Annotated in this window: 23 protein-coding genes and 1 pseudogene; 10 read left to right on the top strand and 14 right to left on the bottom strand. The window is 63.7% G+C overall.

The window, feature by feature from the left end; translation table 11 throughout:
* From EOD15_RS04955 to EOD15_RS04970, 4 genes are all read right to left on the bottom strand, one after another.
* Positions 1 to 357: peptide-methionine (R)-S-oxide reductase (locus EOD15_RS04955; protein WP_148129493.1), on the bottom strand; the 357-nt coding region annotated here is incomplete at its 3' end.
* 212 nt (positions 358 to 569) lie between these two features.
* The gene (locus EOD15_RS04960; protein WP_127318334.1) at positions 570 to 1,127 is read right to left on the bottom strand and encodes a fasciclin domain-containing protein; all 558 of its coding nucleotides are present in this window, start codon (positions 1,125 to 1,127) and stop codon (positions 570 to 572) included.
* Positions 1,128 to 1,350: 223 nt separating this feature from the next.
* On the bottom strand, positions 1,351 to 2,079 hold the full coding sequence (locus EOD15_RS04965) for an anti-sigma factor (RefSeq protein WP_127318332.1): 729 nt from the start codon (positions 2,077 to 2,079) through the stop codon (positions 1,351 to 1,353).
* A complete protein-coding gene (locus EOD15_RS04970) occupies positions 2,076 to 2,615 on the bottom strand; it encodes a sigma-70 family RNA polymerase sigma factor (RefSeq protein ID WP_127318338.1) in 540 nt (179 codons plus the stop codon). Before EOD15_RS04970 ends, EOD15_RS04965 begins: the two co-directional genes overlap by 4 nt.
* A 151-nt stretch (positions 2,616 to 2,766) precedes the next feature.
* On the opposite strand from EOD15_RS04970, the gene EOD15_RS04975 reads away from it, so the two are divergent.
* Positions 2,767 to 4,266 (top strand): amidase, encoded by a 1,500-nt coding sequence (locus EOD15_RS04975; RefSeq protein WP_127318330.1) that lies wholly within the window; start codon positions 2,767 to 2,769, stop codon positions 4,264 to 4,266.
* A 159-nt stretch (positions 4,267 to 4,425) separates the two neighbouring features.
* Positions 4,426 to 5,319, top strand: coding sequence for an acetylglutamate kinase (argB, locus tag EOD15_RS04980; RefSeq protein WP_013528489.1), 894 nt, complete (start codon positions 4,426 to 4,428; stop codon positions 5,317 to 5,319).
* 162 nt (positions 5,320 to 5,481) lie between these two features.
* On the opposite strand, the gene bchE is transcribed toward argB, so the two are convergent.
* Together bchE and EOD15_RS04990 are read right to left on the bottom strand one after the other, a co-directional pair.
* Complete coding sequence (bchE, locus tag EOD15_RS04985) at positions 5,482 to 7,029, bottom strand: magnesium-protoporphyrin IX monomethyl ester anaerobic oxidative cyclase (RefSeq protein ID WP_127318328.1); 1,548 nt, start codon at positions 7,027 to 7,029, stop codon at positions 5,482 to 5,484.
* A gap of 115 nt (positions 7,030 to 7,144) precedes the next feature.
* Entirely contained in the window at positions 7,145 to 7,621 is a 477-nt protein-coding gene (locus tag EOD15_RS04990) for an Lrp/AsnC family transcriptional regulator (RefSeq protein WP_027040109.1), read from the bottom strand.
* Between the two features lie 139 nt (positions 7,622 to 7,760).
* On the opposite strand from EOD15_RS04990, the gene phhA reads away from it, so the two are divergent.
* Positions 7,761 to 8,597 carry a phenylalanine 4-monooxygenase gene (gene phhA / locus EOD15_RS04995; RefSeq protein ID WP_127318326.1) on the top strand — a complete coding sequence of 279 codons (837 nt, stop codon included), beginning with the start codon at positions 7,761 to 7,763 and terminating at the stop codon, positions 8,595 to 8,597.
* 21 nt (positions 8,598 to 8,618) lie between these two features.
* Here the strand turns inward: phhA and EOD15_RS05000 are convergent.
* The 3 genes and pseudogenes from EOD15_RS05000 to EOD15_RS05010 form a co-directional block, all read right to left on the bottom strand.
* Positions 8,619 to 10,057, bottom strand: a pseudogene (locus EOD15_RS05000) (GMC family oxidoreductase).
* Positions 10,054 to 10,230 (bottom strand): hypothetical protein, encoded by a 177-nt coding sequence (locus EOD15_RS05005; RefSeq protein ID WP_127269433.1) that lies wholly within the window; start codon positions 10,228 to 10,230, stop codon positions 10,054 to 10,056. The pseudogene EOD15_RS05000 and the gene EOD15_RS05005 overlap by 4 nt, the downstream one beginning before the upstream one ends.
* 194 nt (positions 10,231 to 10,424) lie before the next feature.
* Positions 10,425 to 11,186, bottom strand: coding sequence for a GGDEF domain-containing protein (locus EOD15_RS05010; protein ID WP_127269432.1), 762 nt, complete (start codon positions 11,184 to 11,186; stop codon positions 10,425 to 10,427).
* A gap of 160 nt (positions 11,187 to 11,346) precedes the next feature.
* Here EOD15_RS05010 and EOD15_RS05015 point away from each other — a divergent pair, with 160 nt between their 5' ends.
* On the top strand, positions 11,347 to 12,072 hold the full coding sequence (locus EOD15_RS05015) for a pyrimidine 5'-nucleotidase (RefSeq protein ID WP_127318324.1): 726 nt from the start codon (positions 11,347 to 11,349) through the stop codon (positions 12,070 to 12,072).
* 93 nt (positions 12,073 to 12,165) lie between these two features.
* Here the strand turns inward: EOD15_RS05015 and EOD15_RS05020 are convergent, their stop codons facing one another.
* Positions 12,166 to 13,011: an LOG family protein gene (locus tag EOD15_RS05020; RefSeq protein WP_013528481.1), complete on the bottom strand. Its 846-nt coding sequence runs from the start codon at positions 13,009 to 13,011 to the stop codon at positions 12,166 to 12,168.
* A 227-nt stretch (positions 13,012 to 13,238) separates the two neighbouring features.
* Between EOD15_RS05020 and dapD the strand changes: the two genes are divergently transcribed.
* The 4 genes from dapD to EOD15_RS05040 all read left to right on the top strand — a co-directional run bounded on the left by dapD (position 13,239) and on the right by EOD15_RS05040 (position 15,685).
* Positions 13,239 to 14,093, top strand: coding sequence for a 2,3,4,5-tetrahydropyridine-2,6-dicarboxylate N-succinyltransferase (dapD, locus tag EOD15_RS05025; protein ID WP_127269742.1), 855 nt, complete (start codon positions 13,239 to 13,241; stop codon positions 14,091 to 14,093).
* Positions 14,094 to 14,165: 72 nt separating this feature from the next.
* Positions 14,166 to 14,528: a DUF805 domain-containing protein gene (locus EOD15_RS05030; RefSeq protein WP_127318322.1), complete on the top strand. Its 363-nt coding sequence runs from the start codon at positions 14,166 to 14,168 to the stop codon at positions 14,526 to 14,528.
* Positions 14,521 to 14,898 (top strand): DUF805 domain-containing protein, encoded by a 378-nt coding sequence (locus EOD15_RS05035; RefSeq protein ID WP_023810766.1) that lies wholly within the window; start codon positions 14,521 to 14,523, stop codon positions 14,896 to 14,898. The genes EOD15_RS05030 and EOD15_RS05035 overlap by 8 nt, the downstream gene beginning before the upstream one ends.
* Positions 14,899 to 14,911: 13 nt before the next feature.
* The gene (locus tag EOD15_RS05040) at positions 14,912 to 15,685 is read left to right on the top strand and encodes a hypothetical protein (protein ID WP_127318320.1); all 774 of its coding nucleotides are present in this window, start codon (positions 14,912 to 14,914) and stop codon (positions 15,683 to 15,685) included.
* Here EOD15_RS05040 and EOD15_RS05045 read toward each other — a convergent pair.
* The gene (locus EOD15_RS05045; RefSeq protein ID WP_127318318.1) at positions 15,588 to 16,628 is read right to left on the bottom strand and encodes a 2-dehydropantoate 2-reductase; all 1,041 of its coding nucleotides are present in this window, start codon (positions 16,626 to 16,628) and stop codon (positions 15,588 to 15,590) included. The genes EOD15_RS05040 and EOD15_RS05045 overlap by 98 nt on opposite strands.
* Before the next feature lie 126 nt (positions 16,629 to 16,754).
* Here EOD15_RS05045 and dapE point away from each other — a divergent pair, with 126 nt between their 5' ends.
* A complete protein-coding gene (gene dapE, locus EOD15_RS05050; RefSeq protein WP_127273255.1) occupies positions 16,755 to 17,948 on the top strand; it encodes a succinyl-diaminopimelate desuccinylase in 1,194 nt (397 codons plus the stop codon).
* A gap of 5 nt (positions 17,949 to 17,953) precedes the next feature.
* Positions 17,954 to 18,589 (top strand): transporter, encoded by a 636-nt coding sequence (locus tag EOD15_RS05055; RefSeq protein WP_127318316.1) that lies wholly within the window; start codon positions 17,954 to 17,956, stop codon positions 18,587 to 18,589.
* Here the strand turns inward: EOD15_RS05055 and truA are convergent.
* Genes truA through fmt form a run of 3 tightly spaced genes read right to left on the bottom strand, consistent with a single transcriptional unit; the run spans position 18,556 to position 20,806 of the window.
* Positions 18,556 to 19,326 (bottom strand): tRNA pseudouridine(38-40) synthase TruA, encoded by a 771-nt coding sequence (truA, locus tag EOD15_RS05060; RefSeq protein WP_127318314.1) that lies wholly within the window; start codon positions 19,324 to 19,326, stop codon positions 18,556 to 18,558. The two genes, EOD15_RS05055 and truA, sit on opposite strands and share 34 nt — an antisense overlap.
* A gap of 23 nt (positions 19,327 to 19,349) precedes the next feature.
* On the bottom strand, positions 19,350 to 19,856 hold the full coding sequence (locus EOD15_RS05065) for an N-acetyltransferase (RefSeq protein WP_127271002.1): 507 nt from the start codon (positions 19,854 to 19,856) through the stop codon (positions 19,350 to 19,352).
* The gene (fmt, locus tag EOD15_RS05070; RefSeq protein ID WP_127318312.1) at positions 19,853 to 20,806 is read right to left on the bottom strand and encodes a methionyl-tRNA formyltransferase; all 954 of its coding nucleotides are present in this window, start codon (positions 20,804 to 20,806) and stop codon (positions 19,853 to 19,855) included. The genes EOD15_RS05065 and fmt overlap by 4 nt, the downstream gene beginning before the upstream one ends.
* Between the last annotated feature and the right edge of the window lie 20 nt (positions 20,807 to 20,826).

Here is a 20,826-nt window from a genome sequence, read left to right on the forward strand (position 1 = left end):
GTCCACGGTCGTGCCGATAGCCTTGGGGATCTCTTGCCAGAAGCTCGGCCAGCCGGTGCCGGAATCGAATTTCGTCTCCGACGAATAGACCGGCAGGTCGCAGCCGGCACAGGCGAAGATGCCCTTACGGTGTTCGTTGAGCAGCGGGCTGGTGCCGGGATACTCCGTGCCTTCCTTGCGCAGCACGTCGAAGGCGGCCGGCGACAGGATGGCTTTCCACTCGGCGTCGGTCTTGGTGACTTCGAATTTTTCGGCGGCCTGTGCTGCCTGCGGATCGCCCATGCGCAGCATCGTTGCTGCGGCCCCGACGACGCCGATGGCGGCGGCACCGCTCAAAAGAAAGTCGCGACGGTTCATGACCGGTTCCTCCTGATGTCCTTTTGCCAAACTATACCGCCGCGCGGAAATCAAAAGCCGGTGACGGTAGCCCCCTCGAACGAACACTCCGCGCCCTCCCACATCCGAATATGGGCGGCGCGGAGTGCGCGGGTCAATTGCGGATCACGGGAGCGGGATCGTGCAATCGACGGAGGGCCCTTGCTGCCAGTTCGCCGGCAGCAATCCCCTTGTTACATCTTGGGCAAAAGAACCTTGTCGATGACGTGGATGACGCCATTGGACTGTTCGACATCGGCGACCGTCACATTGGCGACATTGCCGTTCTCGTCGGTGACGGTGACCTTGCCGCCGTCGGCCTTGAGCGACAGCTCGCAGCCGCCGACCGTCTTGACCTTGTGGGCGCCGCCGTCAGCCTTGGCCATCGCGGCGACATCCGCCCCCATCGCCTTGGCGCCGATGACATGGCAGGTCAGGATCTTGGTGAGCTTGTCCTTGTTTTCAGGCTTGAGCAGCGTCTCGACCGTCCCGGCCGGAAGAGCCGCGAAGGCTTCGTTGGTCGGAGCGAACACGGTGAACGGACCGGCGCCCTGCAGCGTTTCGACAAGGCCGGCGGCCTTCACGGCGGCGACCAGCGTGGTGTGGTCCTTCGAGTTCACGGCGTTCTCGACGATGTTTTTGTTAGCATACATCGCGGCGCCGCCAACCATCGGGTTTTCGGCATAGGCAGCGGTGGCAAGGGCCGAAACGGCGATCGTACCGGCGAGCAAAAGGGTGGCGTATCTACGCATGATGTCAAACTCCTCGGGTTCTCTTCCCATTTTTGGGGACGCGAGGAGATACGGAACAGAAGTGCGGGAGTTTCAGAAATATTCCTATTTTTTTATTTTGCCCGGGATGCCGAAGAGATTTTGCCACGCAACCGCTTGCCGGCTACCATGCTGTCTACGGGCGTGGAAGGTGGGAGATACACTTCAGGTACTCTATTTTGAGTCTGGCGACGCCAAGAGCCGGTCAGATGCTCTTCAGGTCGCCGGCGGCGACCACCGGTCCGGTCGGCTGTCCGGTCGGCGAACCGCCTGACGGCTCGAGGCTGACTGCAAGCACCGCGCCCTGGGCAAGCTTCTGCTGGGCCGCCGGCGAGACGACGATGTGCGCCGTAGCACCGGTCGGAATGACGCCCATCGAGACCGGCGGGTTCTTGCCCTCGATCATCCACAGCTCGAAGTCCTTGCCGGAAGCACGCTCACCGGAGACATGCGACAGGCCGACTTCGTGATGCGCGGCATCATAGACGGCGAGGTATCTGACGTCGCTGCCTTCGGCGGCCAGCGAAGCGACGAGGCGCGCTTGCGGCTGCTCGACCGGTGGGTTGAGAGTGGGCACGAGGATGTAAATCGCCAGTGCCGCAACCGCGGCCGCGGCAAGGCCGCGCCAGAAGGCCAGGCTGGACCACAGGCCGCCGCGCGATTCGGCGGGCGTGGTCACGGCGGCAGCGTTCGCGAACAGCCGGCGGTCGACCGCGGTCTTCACCGAAACCGGCGGCTCGATTTTCGGGTAGGCGGCGGCCAGCGGCGAGAGACTGACCTCCCAGCCCTCGACAAGACGAGCAAAAACCGTATCCGCATCGATGCGGCGGGCGACGATCTGGCGTTCGTCGGCATCGAGCACGCCGAGAACGTATTCGGCGGCGAGCAGGTCGTCGCCTCCACGTTCCGGTCCTGTGTCTTCTGCCAGCGTCATCTTTCCAGACATTCTCTGAGTTTCAACAGGCTGCGGCGCAGCCATGTACGCATCGTGTTCAGCGGCACGCCATGGCGCTCCGCCAGTTCGGCATAGCTCTCGCCCTTGAGATAGGCGCCCCGGACGGCGGCTGCCCGGTCCTTCTCCAACTCATCGAGACAATGGTGGATACGTTCGGATTCGTCGCCCGCCACCGCCATCGCTTCAGGCCCCGGCGCCGGATCGGCCACGTCGAGCGCGGCATCGAGGTCGGCGGCAGGCCTGCGCCGCGCTCGTATGCGATCGATCGCATGATTACGCGCAATTGCCACCAGCCAGGAGATCGGGCTTAGATCGGAGACGGCAAAACGATCCGCCTTCGTCCATATCTTGACGAAGACTTCCTGTAGCGCTTCTTCCGCATCTCCCCGGTCGTTCAATACACGAAGACAGACGCCAAAAAGTTTCGCGCTGGTCTGCCGGTAAAGCAGATCGAACGCGGCCCGATCCTTCATCGAAGTCCGGACGATCAGCTTGGTGATGTTCTGCGGCGTCATCTGCGGCAAGTTAGGCGATTGCAATGTATTTGCAACGGCGGAAATAACCTTGTGCACGCCTAAGCTTTTGTGTGTCGCCAGCCGGGTCCGTCGACCGATTGCCAATGGAATCGCCACTGGCTAGCTTGCCCTCAGTGATGGGGGAGCGCGCATGTCGGTCGAACGGATCCTTTGGGAGGAAGATGCCGCGGGCCTCGCCGATCTGGTCCGCAAGGGCGAGGTTTCGGCCGTCGAGCTGACCGACGCCGCGATCGCCCGCGCCGAGGCCACCCGTCCCGACATCAATGCCACGGCCGAGCCGCTCTACGATGCCGCGCGGGCCCGCGCCAAGACCGTCGACCCCTCGCTGCCGCTGGCCGGTGTTCCCTTCGCCATCAAGGATCTAGGCATCGCCATCAAGGGCGTGCCGACGCATGGCGGCAGCCGCATTCCGGCATGGCTGGCCGATGTCAATTCGGTGCTGACCGACCGCTATCTCGCTGCCGGGCTTATCCCGATCGTCACCTCGATATCGCCGGAGCACGGGCTTCGATTGATGACCGAATCCAGGGCCTTCGGCATCACCCGCAATCCGTGGAACACCGGTCACACCAGCGGCGGCTCTTCGGGCGGTTCGGCTGCACTGGTCGCAGCCGGCGTCGTGCCGGTGGCACATGCCTCCGATGGCGGCGGCTCGATCCGCGTGCCTGCCGCCTGCACCGGGCTTGTCGGCCTGAAGACGTCGCGCGGCCGCACCCCGCTGACGCCGCTGGTGAGCGAAAGCTGGTACGGCATGGTCGTCGACCATGCGCTCACCCGTTCGGTGCGTGATTGCGCGCTGCTGCTCGACCTCACCCATGGGTCCGATCCTCTGTCGCCCTATGCCGCGCCGCCGCCGAAGGGCACGTTCGCGGCCGCTGCCGCGCGCGATCCCGGCAAGCTCAGCCTGGCCGTGTACCGCAAATCCCCGCTTGGCCTGCCGATCTCGGACGAGACGCTCAAGGCGCTCGACACGGCGATGGCGCTTGCCCGCGAGGGCGGCCACACGGTCAAGGAGATCGACCTGCCCTTTATCGGCCGCGAGTTCTTCGCCGATTTCTGCAGGACGGTTGCCTCCGCAGTCGCCGGCACGATGCGGGCCGAAGCGCTGCGTGTCGGCCGTTCCGTTACCGGCGACATCGAGCGGGCGACGCGGGTGCTCGCCCGCTTCGGCGAAATAGTGTCGGCCGGCGAGACCTATGCCGACCTGCAGCGGCTGCATGCCGCCTCGCGGCAGCTGATTTCGGAGACCGCGCAGTATGATGCCGTGCTGATGCCGGTCATTGCCCACCCGCCGCTCGCCTGCGGCGCCATGGATCCCAAAGGCGCCGACGAGCTCATCGAGAACCTGCTCGACAAGCTTCACCTGACACCCTTGCTGAAGCTGAAGCCGTTCTTCGGCCAATTGATGGACAAGAGCCTCTGGTTCACCCATTGGCCGGCGATCCAGAATGTCAGCGGCCAGCCGTCGATCGCGCTGCCGGTCCATGTCACTGACGCCGGCCTGCCGCTCGGCGTCCAGGCGGCCGGCCGTCCGGGCGACGAAGAGACGCTTTTGTCGCTCGCCGCGCAGATGGAGAAGATCTCGGGTTGGCTGGACCGCAGGGCGCCGCTGATGGTGCCGACACGATGACGAGGTCGTGAAGCGCTTGAATATGACAGCAAAGCCATTTGCGGGCGGCGCCAATTCCCGCTAAGACGCCGCCGTCCTTACCTGATGCATGTCGCCCAAAAGTGTCCAGGGGTTTTGAGACAACGACGTGCTTAAAATAAAAAGCCGGGAACCAAACCGATGACGGAAATAACCGCCACCGCCGAAATGCAGGCAGCCCTGTTGTCGCGGGCGCTGCCCTACATGCAGCGCTACGAACACAAGACGGTCGTGGTGAAATATGGCGGCCATGCCATGGGCGATATCGAACTCGGCAAGGCCTTCGCGCGCGACATCGCGCTGCTCAAGCAGTCCGGCGTCAACCCGATCGTCGTCCATGGCGGCGGCCCGCAGATCGGCGCCATGCTGGCCAAGATGGGCATCGAATCGAAGTTCGAGGGCGGCCTGCGCGTCACCGACCAGAAGACGGTCGAGATCGTCGAAATGGTGCTGGCCGGTTCGATCAACAAGGAGATCGTCGCGCTGATCAACGCCGAGGGCGAATGGGCGATCGGTCTCTGCGGCAAGGACGGCAACATGGTTTTCGCCGAAAAGGCTCGCAAGACCATGATCGATCCGGACTCCAACATCGAGCGCGTGCTCGATCTCGGCTTCGTCGGCGAGCCGGTCGAGGTCGACCGCACCTTGCTCGATCTTCTGGCACGCTCCGAAATGATCCCGGTGCTGGCGCCGGTGGCGCCAGGCCGCGACGGCCACACCTACAACATCAATGCCGACACCTTCGCCGGCGCCATTGCCGGCGCCTGCCAGGCGACGCGCCTGCTGTTCCTCACCGACGTGCCTGGTGTGCTCGACAAGAACAAGAAGCTGATCGACGAACTGACCGTGGCCGAGGCCAAGGCGCTGATCAAGGACGGCACGGTCTCGGGCGGCATGATCCCCAAGGTCGAGACCTGCATCGAAGCGATCGAACGCGGTGTCGAAGGCGTCGTCATCCTCAACGGCAAGACGCCGCATGCGGTGCTGTTGGAACTGTTCACCGAGCACGGTGCCGGCACGCTGATCGTGCCTTGATGGGCATTGATATTCAGGTGATGCCGGCCTGCAAACGGCGACTTTCTCCGCTTCCGGTGCTCACGGACCCGAACGTCCGCTGCGCTCCGGTTCTCGAAAGCCACCGTTTTCGGCTCGGCCTGACCTGAATCTCAACACCCCTTAACCAGGGCACAGCAACAGTCAGGCACTCGGCAAAATCGTGACCTCGGGCGGTGCCAGCTTGCGTACCGGGCGTCGAACGGACATCGATTCCTCCTCGGCGTCCTGCGGCGCGCCCCAGAATTCGGCCAGCGTCGGGCCGTCTTTCACCCTGATGTCGCGGACCAGAAAGCCCCAGACCTCGCGGAACCACACGCGGCGGCCCATCTGCGTGTACCAGCGCATCGAATGGCGCTGCTCGGGATCCTTGTGGAACAGGATGCGGGCCAGCGCCTTCGGCCGCGACTGCACAGCCAGCTCGATCAGCTTGACACTGAAGAACAGCATCCAGGGTTTCAGCCGCGTCATCTGCAGCACCTGGTGCTTGTAGTCCCACAGGCGCGCATCCTGTTGGATCACCTTGCGATCCCGCGCGATGCGGAAGAACGGCGTCCAGCGATGCGGCGTCACATAAAGCGCCTGGATCTGGTCCGGGTCGTAGGCGATGAGCTGGCGAAAGCCGCGCCACAGGTCGCGAAACCCTTCGTCCTCGAAGCCGGCCACCCAGGTCGCCATCGACAGGATGCCGTTGAGGCGCAGCAGCCTTATCGCCTCGCGGTCGGATGAGATGCTGCCGCCCTTGCGGATCAATTGCAGCGTCTGCTCGTCGGTGTTTTCCATGCCGAGCAGCCAGCGGATGACACCGGCCTTGCGGTAGAGATGCAGGATGTCGGCATCGCGCACGATGTCGTCGGCACGGGTCGAACCGACGATCAGCACTGGCACGTTCTCGGCGATAAGGGCGTCGAGGAAGGCACGCCAGGCCTTCTTCGAGACCGTCGGATTCTCGTCGGCGAGATTGATCAGCTCGATGCCGTGCTCGCGGTGCAGCCAGGCGATCTCCCTGGCGAATTTCACCGGATCGCGATGCCGCCAGCGGGTCCAGAAGCCGCGCTGGCCGCAATAGTTGCACAGATGCGGGCAGCCGCGCGAAAACTGCATGACCACGGCGCGCTTGCCGCCCCAGTAGCTGTAACTGGTATGGTCGATCAGCTCCCAGCCGACGCGGTAGGCGTCGAGGTCGGCAATGGTCATGGCCGCCTGTGTGGCGACGGGACGGCCGAGATCGTCGCGATAGGCAATGCCGGCCACGCTCGCCGGCGGCTGGCGCATTTCCAGCGCCTCGACCAGCGCCACGACGGTCGCCTCGCCCTCGCCGCGCACGATGAAGTCGAAGGCATCGGTGGCGGCCAGGATGTCGCGCCAATGATAGGTCGGGAAAACGCCGCCATAGATGATGATGGTCGCCGGCTCCCGCTGCTTGATCTGCTCAGCAATCAGCAAGGCGGTCGGGTGCGCCGAGGTCGAGCCGGAATGGCCGATCAGGACGAAGTCGGGGTGGTCATCCAGTGCGTTGCGTACGACGTCATCCAGCGGCATAGGCCCAAACTCGGCGTCGACGAGGCGCACCTGATGGCCGGCATCGATCAGCGGCCCGCCGATCGCCAGCAGGCCGAGCGGCGGCAAATGATCGTCGGGCACGCGGCTGCCGATGGCGGTGTGCGGCGGATTGATCAGGACGATTTTCATGGCGGACCTCTGGGCGGTTGGTCCACGCAAGCTGGCCGGCGATGTGGACACGCGCTTGGCCCGTTTCAGCAGTTTGCGTGCAGCTTTTCCCCAAGGAGTGCGAAGAGAGGCATTGTCATCGCCTGAGATGCCCGAGCGGCACATGGCCCGGCCCCTTGATGTTCTGCAGCACCAACTGCGTGTGGACGTCCCGCACGCCGTCGAGCCGCATCAGCCGGTGCATGACGAAAGCGTTGAGCTCGTCGACCGACGGCACCATGACATGCAGCAGAAAGTCGTGGTCGCCGGTCATCGTCCAGCACGAGGACACCTCGTCCATGCGCTGCACGGCGGCGATGAAGCTTTCGGGCGAGCCGTCGCTGTGGCTGACCAGGCGCACCTGGATGAACACCTCGACCATCAGGCCGACCGCGCGGCGGCTGATCACCGCGGCAAATCCCTTGATGATGCCGGCCTCCTGCAGCGCCTCGAAGCGCCGCGCGCACGGCGTCGTCGACAGGCCGATCTCTTGCGCCAGTTCGGAAACCGGCTTGCGCCCGTCGCGCTGCAGGACATCGAGCATCTTGATCTCGAAATCGTCGAATTGAGGCATTTTCACTCCGATAGAGGGTTTTGTGAGTGGATGTTATCCAAAATATTCCGTTCGAGCCATCATCAAAACCGATTTGCCTCGGCAAATCCGGTTAGCCTTTCGGCACGTCAGCCATTGATGATTTGCGAGGAGGAAAACCATGACGACGATGAGCGTTGCCGAATATGCCCGCGACTGCGCGGCGCAAGGATTGCGCGGTGACTATTCGGTCTGCCGCGCCGATTTCACCGTGTCCCAGGGTTATGATTACAGCGAAGAAGAGCAGGCGGTGTGGCGCACGCTGTGCGACCGCCAGACCAAATTGACGCGCAAGCTCGCCCACCATTCCTATCTCGACGGCGTCGAAAAACTTGGCCTGCTCGACCGTATTCCCGATTTCGACGAGGTCAGCGCCAAGCTGCGCAAATTGACCGGCTGGGAGATCGTCGCGGTGCCCGGTCTCATTCCCGCGGCCCCGTTTTTCGATCATCTCGCCGATCGCCGCTTCCCGGTCACCAACTGGCTGCGGACGAGGCAGGAGCTCGACTACATTGTCGAGCCCGACATGTTCCATGATTTCTTCGGCCACGTGCCGGCGCTGTCGCAACCGGTGTTCGCCGACTTCATGCAGATGTATGGCGAGAAGGCCGGCGACATCATCGCGCTGGGCGGCGACGAGATGATTTCCAGGCTCTACTGGTACACGGCCGAATACGGCTTGATGCAGGAGGCCGGCCAGCCGCTAAAGGCCTTTGGCGCCGGCCTGATGTCGTCGTTTACCGAGCTGCAGTTCGCGGTCGAAGGCAAGGACGCCCACCACGTGCCCTTCGACCTGGAAACGGTGATGCGCACCGGCTACGAGATCGACAAGTTCCAGCGCGCCTATTTCGTGCTGCCGTCCTTCGACGCCTTGCGCGATGCCTTCCAGACCGCCGATTTCGCGGCGATCGTCGCCCGACGCAAGGACCAGCCGGCGCTCGACCCGGCGACGCTCTAGGCAGCAGTTGCCCTGCGGCCGTCAGGCGGTGACCACCTTGCTCAGATGGTCGCCCAGCCGCAGGCCAGCGCGGTGATCGTCGTCGTCGGGTTGCATTGGCCCGACGTGCAGAACACCGAGGAGCCGCCGACATAGAGATTGTCCATGCCGTGCACCTTGCAGTTGGCGTCGACCACGCTCTTGCTGACGTCGGTGCCCATGCGCGTGCCGCCCATGTGATGATGGCCCGCCGTCTCGTCGTTGGTCGGATAATCCTGACCATTGCTGATCCAGTCGGCAATACGCACGCGGCCGAGATTCTTCTCGATCAGCGTCTTGCCGAACAGTCTGAGCCCTTCGAGCAGGGTGCGGCGCTCCATTTCCGATTTCTTCCAGTGCAATTCGATGCGTGGCACGCCGGCATGGTCGACATCGGTCTTCGACAACTCGATCTGGTTGGAGGCCAGCGGCGCCTGTTCCCAGGCGACGTAGAGCTGGGCGGCGCAGCGCAGTCTCTGACTGAGCTTGGAGGACATCCACTCGGCCATGTCGGGTGCCGTGCAGGCGAGGTCGGCGATAAGGCTCTTGACGCCGGGATACGGCGTCTCGATCAGCCGGATGCCGAAATTCATGATCTGCAGCCGCTCCATGGCGGCAAGGGCCGGCGAGAAGAAGGCCTCATTGACGGCGTCGACCTCGAACGCGTTGTAGTCGGCCAGGATCGCGTTGCCGCCCTCGAAGGTCGGATGCTCCATCCAGTAGCGGCCAAGCGCCGTCGCATTCGGCACGACGCCGCCGTTCGAACGCTGGTTCGACCACAGAAGCAGCCGCGAATTCTCCAGCCCGCCGGTGCAGACGATGAAATAGTCGGCACTGAAGGAGCCGGCATCCTGCCCGTTCGACCACAGTCTGGCGCCCGTCACACGTTTGCCGTCGCCGGAAAGTTCGGTGGCACAAGTGTTGAGCACCACCGCGATGTTCTTGGCCTTGTCGAGTTCATCGCCGAACTTCTCGGCGAAGCGCACGGCCGGGCTCTTGATCAGCTGCACCCAGTGAATGTCGTCCGAGATCGGCACATCTGGCCGGAGGGCCGGAAGGTCGAGAATGTCGCGCACTTCCGGCAGATAGGGTTCGATGTCGGTGCGGCGGATCGGCCAGCCCGTATCGGGTACCCAGGCCTTCGGCTCGAAATCCTGCTTGTCGAGCACGCGGCACCAGCCGGCCCAGTGGTTGGAACTGCCGCCCATCAACCGCAGCCGGGTTATGTCGAGATCGAAATAGAAATCGCCGACCGTGCTGCCACGGTAAAAGTCCTGCGACTCGTCGCTGAATTCGCGCGGACCGGCCTCCATCACCACCACCGGAATGCCGGCCGCGCCAAGCTTGCGGGCAATGGTCGTGCCGGCCGGACCGGAGCCTAGGATGCACACTTTTGGGGTGAAGTTCGCGGCGCGATACGCCTCGTAGCTGTCGAAGATCATGCCAGGTCGCTCCGCCTCAGAATCCAGCCATTGACCTCGACGATCTCGTTCGGGTTGGGCTCAGGATCGGCTGCATCGGCATCAGGCAACTTGCGGAACAAAGACAGGGCAGGCAATGCGATCAACGCCTGCACGAGCGCGCGGCGTGACATTTTCTTGATGATGAAACTCATGGCTGGTCTCTCGGCTGGGCTTCGGCACTGCATGGCGTTCCCAGAACGGCAATTCCCGGAACGACACATGCATCACCGTGGAAGCCAGTATCGTGCCAAGTCTGGCCGCAAAGCAGTGAAAACCCGGCTAAGCGGTACAACCGAGTGCAAACAGGGTTAGAATTTTCTTAACAGGCCGGTTGCGGCAGATCGGATCACGCCGCCTCGGAAATGCCGGTGTCGATGATCGTCAGGTTACGGCCCTGGTGCTTGGCCTGGTAGAGGCGCCGGTCGGCGGCGCGCATCAGCTCCGACACACTGGCTTCCTCGCCGCAGACAGTGCCGCCGATGCTGACCGTGAGCGGAATGGTCCGCTCGTCGACGGGCCGGAAGCGGATCAGCTCCACTTCGCGGCGAATTCGCTCGGCGACGCGCTTGGCCTCCTGCTCGGTGGCGCCGATCAGGAAGGCGCCGAACTCCTCGCCGCCGATGCGGCCGAGCACATCGCCGCTGCGCACGCCGCGCTGGATCGCGCTGGCGATCAAAAGCAGCGCGTCATCACCTGTCAGGTGGCCAAAATTGTCGTTAATGGTCTTGAAGTGGTCGGCATCGATGATCAGCAGCGCGCCGCGATCGGACTTGCGGCGCGAACCGTCGAGCGCGGCAAAGAAACTTTCCCGGTTGAGCATGCCGGTCATGTCGTCGCGGCTCGCCTTTTCCGCCAGGCGGCGATGCGCGGCGGCGAGCTGGGCATGGGCTCGGGCGAGATCGCGATGCGCGTTTTTCAGCCTGTCGCTTTGCCAGAAAGTGCTTGCGCTGGCAGCCCACGCCAGCACCAGCGGACAGAGGGTGGAGGTCAGCCAGATCGTGCGGTTGACCGGAAATCCCATGGCCGGAACGATGATCAGGGTCAGCAGGAGAGAGGCCGCGACTGAGGCGAAAGCAACGGCGGCGGATCTCAGAATTATGCTGTTCATCGCTTGCTCCCACAAGACTGCCTCTCTGCCAGCAAGCCCTAAAGGCCACCTTTCCCAGATGCCTAAAATTTGAATCGTGAGGCGATTTACGCAACCTCAACGAGCAGAAGTTGTGGATAAAGTCGCTTCCGGAATGCGCGTTTCATGCCATAAGGAGCCCATGACCACGCTCCCTGACCCCGCCCGCTTCGCCCATGTCACCGACTGGGTTTTCGATCTCGACAACACGCTCTATCCGCATCATTCGAATCTGTTCTCGCAGATCGACGTCAAGATGACCGCCTATGTCGGCGAGCTGCTGGCATTGCCGCGCGACGATGCGCGCAAGTTGCAGAAGGAACTCTACCGCGAATATGGCACGACGCTGAACGGCCTGATGACACGTCATGGCATCGACCCCGATGATTTCCTCGAGAAGGTCCACGACATCGACTATTCATGGCTGGTGCCAGACCCCGTTCTCGGCACCGCCATCCGCCAGCTTCCGGGCCGCAAGTTCATCTTCACCAATGGCGACCGCAGGCACGCCGAGCGCACCGCGCGCCAACTCGGCATCCTCGACCATTTCGACGACATCTTCGACATCGTCGCCGCCGGGCTCAATCCCAAGCCGGCGCGCCAGACCTACGAGAAGTTCGCCGAACTCCACGCCGTCACCGGCCACAATGCGGTGATGTTCGAAGACCTTGCCCGTAACCTGTCGGTGCCGAAGTCGCTCGGCATGACCACGGTGCTTATCGTGCCGCGCAATTTCGAGCCGACCTTTTCCGAGATCTGGGAGCGCGACCCGACCAACGAGGACGACGTCGATTTCGTCACCGACGACCTGGCGGGGTTTCTGACGGCGATTGTGGAGGGGGAAGGAAGAGGGGAATTGAAGAATTGAAGAATTGAAGAATTGAAGAATGAAGGACGGTCTCTACGGATTCCCCGAGTTCCCCAGTTCTTCAATTCGTCAGCTCTTCAATTCCCCATTTCCCTACTCCCCTAACTTGTAGAACCGGCTGATGATCCCCCAGGCTTCGTCGGCGGTGTCGACGAAGTCGATGATGTCCTGATCGCCGGGGCTGATCGTGCCCTGCTCGGCGAGAAAATCGAGATCAATCGCCCGCTTCCAGAAGGATTTGCCGAACAGGATCACCGGCACGCGCTCCATGCGCCCTGTCTGGATCAGGGTCAGCGTCTCGAAGAATTCGTCCATCGTGCCGAAGCCACCCGGAAACACCGCGACCGCCTTGGCGCGCATGACGAAATGCATCTTGCGGATAGCAAAATAATGGAAGTTGAAGCAGAGCTCCGGCGTCACATAGATGTTCGGCGCCTGCTCGTGCGGCAGGACGATGTTGAGGCCGATCGACGGCGCGCCGACATCGTCGGCGCCGCGGTTTCCCGCTTCCATCACGCCGGGCCCGCCACCGGTCACCACGACATATTCGCGGTAATAGGAGGTAGCCGACTGCTGCGAGCAGAGGCGGGCGAATTTGCGCGCTTCCTCGTAGTATTTGCTGTTCTCCTCGAGGTTCTTCTTCTGCGTCTCGTTCTTGGCCGCCCAGGCCTCGCCGCCGGGTTCCGGCAGGCGCGCGCCGCCGAACAGGATCACCGTCGAACGGATGCCGCGTTCGGCCAGGATCATTTCCGGTTTCAGGAGTTCAAGCTGCAGCCGGACCGCGCGCAACTCGCGCCGCGTCATGAAGTCGGGATCGTTCCAGGCGAGCCGGTAGGTTTCGGCACGCGTCTGCGGCGTATCCGGCACACTCTTCGACCGCTCCAGATCCTCGTCCGAATGCGGCAGTGGCGTCCAGCCCGCCTTTTCCATAGGTGTCATATGCTCTACCCGTCCAAATTCTTCACTTGCGCCGCCCCATGACGCAGCCGCGATTGACCCTCACCAAGGCTTCACATAAGCAGGTTCCGCAAAAGTGTCCCGCGGTTTTGTGACAAGAACCTGCTACATGCGAAGATCCAGGCAGGCAAAGCCTGCCAAGGGGTCCGCGCGACTTTCAAAACAGGTTAAGGCGTTGCCCCTTAACAGCTTGGTAATGGAGCGAATTCATGTCGAAGCCCGATCTGGCGAGCCTCGAAAAGACCATCGAGAAGGCCTTCGAGGAACGCGACGCGATTTCGACGGCAACGCGCGGCGAAACGCGCGACGCCATCCAGTCGGCGCTCGATCTGCTCGACCGCGGCGCCGTCCGCGTCGCCGAGCGGCAGGCCGACGGCAAGTGGCATGTCAACCAGTGGCTGAAGAAGGCCGTGCTGTTGTCGTTCCGGCTCAACCCGATGGAGATCATCAAGGGGGGACCCGGCGAGGCGGTGTGGTGGGACAAGGTGCCGTCGAAGTTCGACGGCTGGAGTGCCGTCGATTTCGAAAAGGCGGGCTTCCGAGCCGTGCCGTCGTCGGTCGTGCGCCGTTCGGCCTATGTCGCACCGGGCGCCGTGCTGATGCCGTCCTTCGTCAATGTCGGCGCGTATGTCGACAGCGGCACCATGGTCGACACCTGGGCCTCGGTCGGCTCCTGCGCCCAGATCGGTAAGAACGTGCATCTGTCCGGCGGCGTCGGCATCGGCGGCGTGCTGGAGCCGATGCAGGCCGGCCCGACCATCATCGAGGACAATTGTTTTATCGGCGCGCGTTCGGAAGTGGTCGAGGGCTGCATCGTGCGCGAAGGCTCGGTGCTCGGCATGGGCGTCTTCATCGGCCAGTCGACCAAGATCGTCGACCGCGCCACCGGCGAGATCTTCTATGGCGAAGTGCCGCCGAATTCCGTCGTCGTCGCCGGAACGATGCCGGGCAAGCCCTTTCCGAACGGCGAGCCGGGTCCCAACCTCTACTGCGCCGTCATCGTCAAGCGTGTCGACGCCAAGACCCGCTCCAAAACCTCGATCAACGAATTGCTGCGCGATTGATCTTTGCGCAAAGCGAGCGCACCTTCCGCCGGCGCGACAATCGGTCGCGCTGGTTCAATATGGAGGGGTGACATGGACTGGAAGTATCTGCTCACAAGTTTTGATGGTCGCATCAACCGTGGCAAGTTCTGGGCCGCGATTGGCGTTTTCATCGTCATTGGTATCGTTGCCTTCATTCTCGATGCGATCCTCGGTACACGTCTCACCACCGCCAGTGGCGCCCAGATCGGCATCATCGGCATTCTCATCGCTCTGGCCTCGATCTATTTCGCGCTCGCAGTCTACGCCAAGCGCTGGCATGATCGCGGCAAGTCGGGCTGGTGGAGCCTGATCATGCTGGTGCCGCTCATCGGCCCGATCTGGTTTCTGGTGGAATGCGGCATTCTCGAAGGCGCCAGAGGCGCCAATCAATATGGACCGGACCCGCTTGCCTGACAGATCAGATCTCACCTGGCTTTTCTTCAAAACCTCGGGCCGCGTCAGTCGCGCGGCCTATTTTCTTGGCGGGTTGCTCGTCGCCATCATCCAGGCCTTCCCGCTCTACCGCTTCACGCTGGTGCCGGAAGGCTCGGCCGAGAGCAACATGTGGTCGTTCATCTTCTTCGTCGCCTTCATCGCCTCGCTGTGGTCGAACATCGCGCTGGCGGTGAAGCGGCTGCACGATTTGGACAAGCCGGGCATTGCCGCGCTGATCCTGTTCGTGCCGGTGGTCTCGATCGTCGCCTTCCTTGTGTTGTGCCTGTTTCCAGGGCAGCCTGGACCCAACCGCTATGGCCGGCGCACCAACGAGCCGGAACAATCCTGAGGGCCGATCGGACATGCGCTACCGCACGCTTGATCCGAAACTGATCGTCGAAACCGCCGAGCGGCTGGAAGAGCGGATCGCCGACCGTTTCCCCGAAGCGGGATTGCGTGGCGTCGCCGCCGAACTGGTCTCGCTGTCGCGAGATCTGGCCAAGGCGGCCAAGGTGCTCGAAGCACCGATCTGGTGGCTGCGCGGGCTCATCGTCGCCGCCTTCGTCACGGGTGTGCTGGTGTTCCTGTTCGTCGGTACTATCTTGCCGATCGACCGCATTTCGGGAACCCACGATGCCCTGCAGTCGGTGCAAGGCATAGAGGCTTCGATCAACACCGTCATACTCGCTGTGTTGGGCTTGCTTGCTCTGATCCGCACCGAGGAGCGCATCAAGCGCAAAAGGGTGTTTCGCCAGCTGCACGGCCTGCGTTCGCTGATCCATGTCATCGACATGCACCAGCTGACCAAGGATCCGGCAGCCCTTTCGGCCGATTTCAAGCCGACGGCGCACTCGCCGGCCCGCATCACCAATGCCGCCGACCTGGCGCGTTACCTCGACTATTGCTCCGAAATGCTGTCGATCACGGGCAAGATCGCCGCATTGTTCGCACAGTCGGTCAATGACGACGTGGTCATCGACGGCGTCAACGACATCGAGAACCTGGCATCCAACCTGTCGCGGAAAATCTGGCAGAAGATCACGTTGATCGACGGCCGGCCGGTGCAACAACCTGCTCCGGCGCCAGGCCCGGCGAGCCAAGCCGCTCCGCTTCCGCCGCGCGCACCAAAGCGGTGACCCGCTGAACCGTCGGCACGGGCGTGCCGGCCTTCCCCGCCAGCTGCAAGATGGCGCCTTGCAGGTCGTCGATCTCTGTCGGCCGGCCGCGCTGAAGATCGTCCCACATCGACGAGCGCGCCTGCAGGTCGATCGCCAGCAAGCGCCGCGCCAGCAGCTTGAACAGCCAGTCCGGCAGCCTGAGCACCTTCGGCAGCAACGCCGGCGGCAGGCCGGCGATCCGCGCCGGCTCGATGCCGGACGCTCTCATCGCTCTCAGGGCCTCGTCGATCTGGCCGGCCAGGATCAGCCGCCAGCGCCGATCGGCCAGTTCGGTCGCCAGCGGCAGGCCGGAAAGCGCCACCAGCGCGTTGTTCAAATTCATCAGCAGCTTGCCCCACAGCACGGCTTTCATGTCGCCATGGGCTTCGACCGCAAACCCTTCGACGCCAAGCAGGCCGACCAGGCCGGCGGCGCCATCCTCGCCCATTACCGTGCCGTCGCTGGCGCGGTGAACGCGCAGCGGCAGTTCGCCGTCCGGCGACTGCACCACATTGAACGGCACCATGCCGGCCAGCACCGTACGTCCGGCAAGTTCAGCGCGCAGCCTGTCGGCATTGTCGACGCCGTTCTGCAGGCTGATCACCACGGCGTCGGGCCGGGCATGGGCTTTGATAAGATCCGCCATATCCTGGGTGGCGCCGCTCTTGACCGTGACCAGGATCACGTCCGCCAGCGGCAAAGCGGCGGCCGGATCGACGGTGACGACAAGCGCCTCGGGCTTGATCGAGCGATCGCGGCCCTGGAGGTCGCTGACCCGCAATCCACCCTGCCGCAACGCTGCCTCGATGCGCGGCCGAGCCAGCAGAATGACCTCTCGGTTGGCCAGCGCCAGGCAGCCGCCGGCATAGCAGCCGATGCTGCCGGCACCGGCTATGACGATCCTTCTGTCCTTGTCTGCCATCCTGTCGCCGCGCCGGGTCGGAGCTATACGACATGAAAACCATAATATTGGCGGCATCGCCAGCCATGACGCTGGCCCCTATGTCTGGCCGTGACAGGCCCTGCGCTTTCGACTATCGCTTTTGCCATGACGCTGCCGACCGATCCCGCCGAAAACCTCGCCGCCCTTATCCGTTGCGCTTCGGTGACGCCCGCTGAGGGCGGTGCGCTGACCGCGCTGGAGACGATGCTCAAACCGCTCGGCTTCCTGGTCGATCGGCCGGTGTTTTCCGAAGACGGCACGCCCGATATCGAAAACCTCTATGCAAGGCGCTCCGGCAATGGCCCGCATCTGATGTTCGCCGGACACACTGACGTGGTGCCTGTCGGCGACGAAGCCGCCTGGACGCATCCGCCTTTCGCCGCCGAGATCGCCAATGGCGAGATGTATGGCCGCGGCGCCGTCGACATGAAGGGCGGCATTGCCTGTTTCATCGCCGCCGTGGCACGCCATGTCGAGGCCAATGGCGGTCCGAAAGGGTCGGTCTCGCTGCTGATCACCGGCGACGAGGAAGGCCCGGCCATCAACGGCACGGTGAAGCTGCTCGAATGGGCGGCTTCGCGGGGCGAGAAATGGGATGCCTCTGTCGTCGGCGAGCCGACCAATCCGGACGCTCTCGGCGACATGATCAAGATCGGCCGCCGCGGCTCGATGTCCGGCGCGGTCACCGTCAATGGCCGCCAGGGCCATGTCGCCTATCCCCTGCTTGCCGACAATCCGGTGCGCGGGCTGATGAGCCTGGTCGACGCCTTGCTGCATCCGGTTTTCGACAAGGGAACCAGGGATTTCCAGCCGACCAATCTGGAGATCACCTCCATCGATGTCGGCAACCCCGCCACCAATGTCATTGCGGCCAAAGCGACCGCGACCTTCAACATCCGCTTCAACGACACCTGGACGGACGAGACCCTGCAGGCCGAGATCCATAACCGGCTCGACCAGGCGGCCAGGCGCAGGAAGTACCGGCAGGGCAAGAAGACGCCGGTCGACTACGAGCTCGTCTGGCGCGACCGGCCGAGCCATGTCTTCCTGACCCGCGACGATAGGCTGATCGAAACGCTGCGCGGCTCGATCAAGTCGGCGGTCGGCAAGGAGCCGACACTGTCGACCTCCGGTGGAACGTCCGACGCGCGTTTTATCAAGGACTATTGTCCGGTGGTCGAGTTCGGGCTGGTCGGCAAGACAATGCATATGGTCGACGAGCGCGTCGCCATTGCCGATTTGGAAACGCTGACGCAAATCTACCAGCGCTTCATAGAAGACTGGTTCGGACAGGGCTGAACGGCATGCTTTCGGCGGACGAAATCCAAGCTTCGCTGACGGGCGCCTGGCGATTGATGCTCGGCAAGGCCGACGGCCTGCGCCTGCTCGACCTGTCGGCCGACGGCTTCTGGAATTCCTTCTTCGCCATTGTCGTTGCAGCACCGGCGCTGATCGTCGGCTGGGTCGGCATCGCCAACGAAATCGGCGATCCCGACGCCTTCGCGGGCCGCTTCAGCATGCTGGTGCGCCTGGCGACGGTCGACATCGGCTCCTGGGTGCTGCCGCTGATTGCGCTCGCCCTGATCGCGCCGCGCGCCGGCATAGGCGGCCGCTTCGTCCACTACGTCGTCGCCAGCAACTGGGCTTCGGCCATCACCGCCTGGCTGATGCTGCCCTCGGCCCTGATCCGGCTTTTCCTCTCGTCCGCAAGCCAGGCTGCGAGCCTTGTGTCGCTGTTCCTGTTTGCCCTGTCGATGGTGCTGACCTGGCGCATGACCAACGCCACGATCGGCAGGGGCGCATCGGTCGGCACCGCCGTTTTCGTCGGCATGTTCATCGTCTCGCTGCTGGTGCTGTTCGGCCTGCAGGCGCTGCTCGGCATCACCGTGCCGGAGGATGTCGGAGTTCAGAGCCTGTCCGGGCTCGTCTCGACTGGATAATCGACACCGGTGAGAAACAGCCCGTCGGGCGGCGCCACTTGGCCACAGGCGGCGCGGTCGTGCGCCTCGAGCGCCGTTTTCAGGTCGGCCGCAGTCCAGCCGCCGTCGCCGACGCGCTTGAGCGAGCCGACCATCGAACGTACCTGATTGTGCAGGAACGAGCGCGCCGAAGCCCTGACCTCGATCATGTCGCCCTGTCGGCTCACATCGAGCCGTTCCAGCGTCCTGATCGGGCTGTTGGCCTGGCACTGGGTCGAGCGGAAGGTGGTGAAATCATGCCGTCCGAGCAGGACTTTCGCCGCTTCGTGCATGGCGCCGGCGTCGAGCCGCTTCGGCACCCACCATACCTTGCCCTTGTCGAGCGCGGCCGGGGCACGGCGGTTCAGGATGCGGTAGAGATAGTGGCGGCCGATGGCCGAGAAGCGGGCGTCGAAGCTGTCGGAGACGACTGTCGCTTTCAGGATGGCGATACGCGCCCCGCCCGCCTGCAGATGGGCGTTGACGGCATCGCGCACCTTGTCGCCCGGCCACGCCTTGGCGAGGTCGGCATGCGCCACCTGCGCGGTCGCATGGACGCCGGCATCGGTGCGGCCGGCGGCGCGCAGCCGGATCGCTTCGCCGCAGAATTTTTCGATCGCCCGCTCGATCGCCTGTTGCACCGAAGGCTGATCCGCCTGGTGCTGCCAGCCGGCAAACAGACTGCCATCATATTCGATGTCGAGGCGAAAACGCGGCATGCCGGGCGGCTATACGCTCTCGCCTACGCGGCGAGAGCGGTGAAGGCGGAGGCGTAGACCAGCGTGCCGGCCTCAGGCGCGTCGCCCCAGGCCAGCGCCTGCAGCGCTTCGCCCTGGTATTCGCTCTCGAAGTTCTCGGCACGCGTGTGGCTATATCCGAAACGCCCGTAATAGATGGGGTCGCCGAGCACCACAGCCAGCGTTTCGCCGGCATCCCTGAGGCGGATATGCGCCTCGCGGATCAGCGCGCCGCCGATGCCGCTGCCATGGAACGAGGGCTCCACCGCCAGCGGTGCCAGCGCCACGGCCGCGAAAGTCTTGCCGCCATTCTGGACGAACAGCCGCGAAAACAGGATGTGGCCGACCACCTGGCCGTCCTCTTCCGCCACCAGTTCGGCAACAGCGTCGCCGCCGGTCACCAGCGCGTCGACCAGACCGGCCTCCGCCTGCTGGCCGAAAGCGTGTTCCTCGACGAGGCGGATGGCCTCGCGATCCCGCGGCGTTGCCGCGCGTATCGACATCATGCTCATGAGAATTTCAGTCCTTTTTCGATCTTGGCCCCGCGCAGGAACTCCGACGCGGCAGCGGGCTTTCCGCCCGCGCGTTGAACTTCGACCAGCCTGATCGCGCCTGCCCCGCAGGCGACCGTCAGCCGGTCATCGAGAATTCCTCCCGACTCGCCCAACTCTTCCCAAAGCGACAGGCCTTGCGACAGCGTCGAGCGAAGCAGTTTCAGCCGCTCCTGACGGCCGCCAATTCCTATCTCCGACCAGGCGCCGGGAAAGGGTGACAGGCCGCGAATATGATTGTGGACCTCACTTGCTGAGCGAGTCCAGTCCACGCGAGTCTCGGATTTATCGATTTTCTTGGCGTAGGTCACCCCATCCACAGCTTGTGTGGTGAATGTCAGGGTATTCCTTTCCAGTCGCGCCAGCGCTTCCACCATCAAGGCAGCACCGACACTCATCAACCGATCATGCAGATCGCCGGCTGTCATATCGGGTTCGATGGCGCATTTTTCAACCAGCCCGACCGGGCCGGTGTCCAGCCCCTCTTCCATGCGCATCACCATCATGCCGCTTTCCAGGTCGCCGGCCATGATGGCGCGCTGGATCGGCGCGGCACCGCGCCAGCGCGGCAGAAGCGACGCATGGCCGTTGATGCAGCCGAGCCGGGTCGCCTCGAGAACGGCCTTCGGCAGCAGCAAGCCATAGGCGACGACCACGGCGACATCGGCCCGCAAGGCACGGAAAGCGGCCTGCTCGGCCTCGCCCTTGAGCGAAACCGGCGCCCGGACTTCAATGCCCAGCCGCTCCGCCTCGCGCTGCACCGGCGATGGCGTCAACTCCAGCCCGCGCCGTCCTGCGGCGCGCGGCGGCTGGGTATAGACGGCTGATATCTCATGGCCAGCCTCGGCGATCCCGCGCAAAGTCGGCACCGAAAACTCCGGCGTGCCCATGAAGATGACGCGAAGGGGCATTTTTCTTCCGGTATCCTGTC

The sequence above is a fragment of the Mesorhizobium sp. M7A.T.Ca.US.000.02.2.1 genome (assembly GCF_003996995.1).
Lineage (GTDB): Bacteria > Pseudomonadota > Alphaproteobacteria > Rhizobiales > Rhizobiaceae > Mesorhizobium.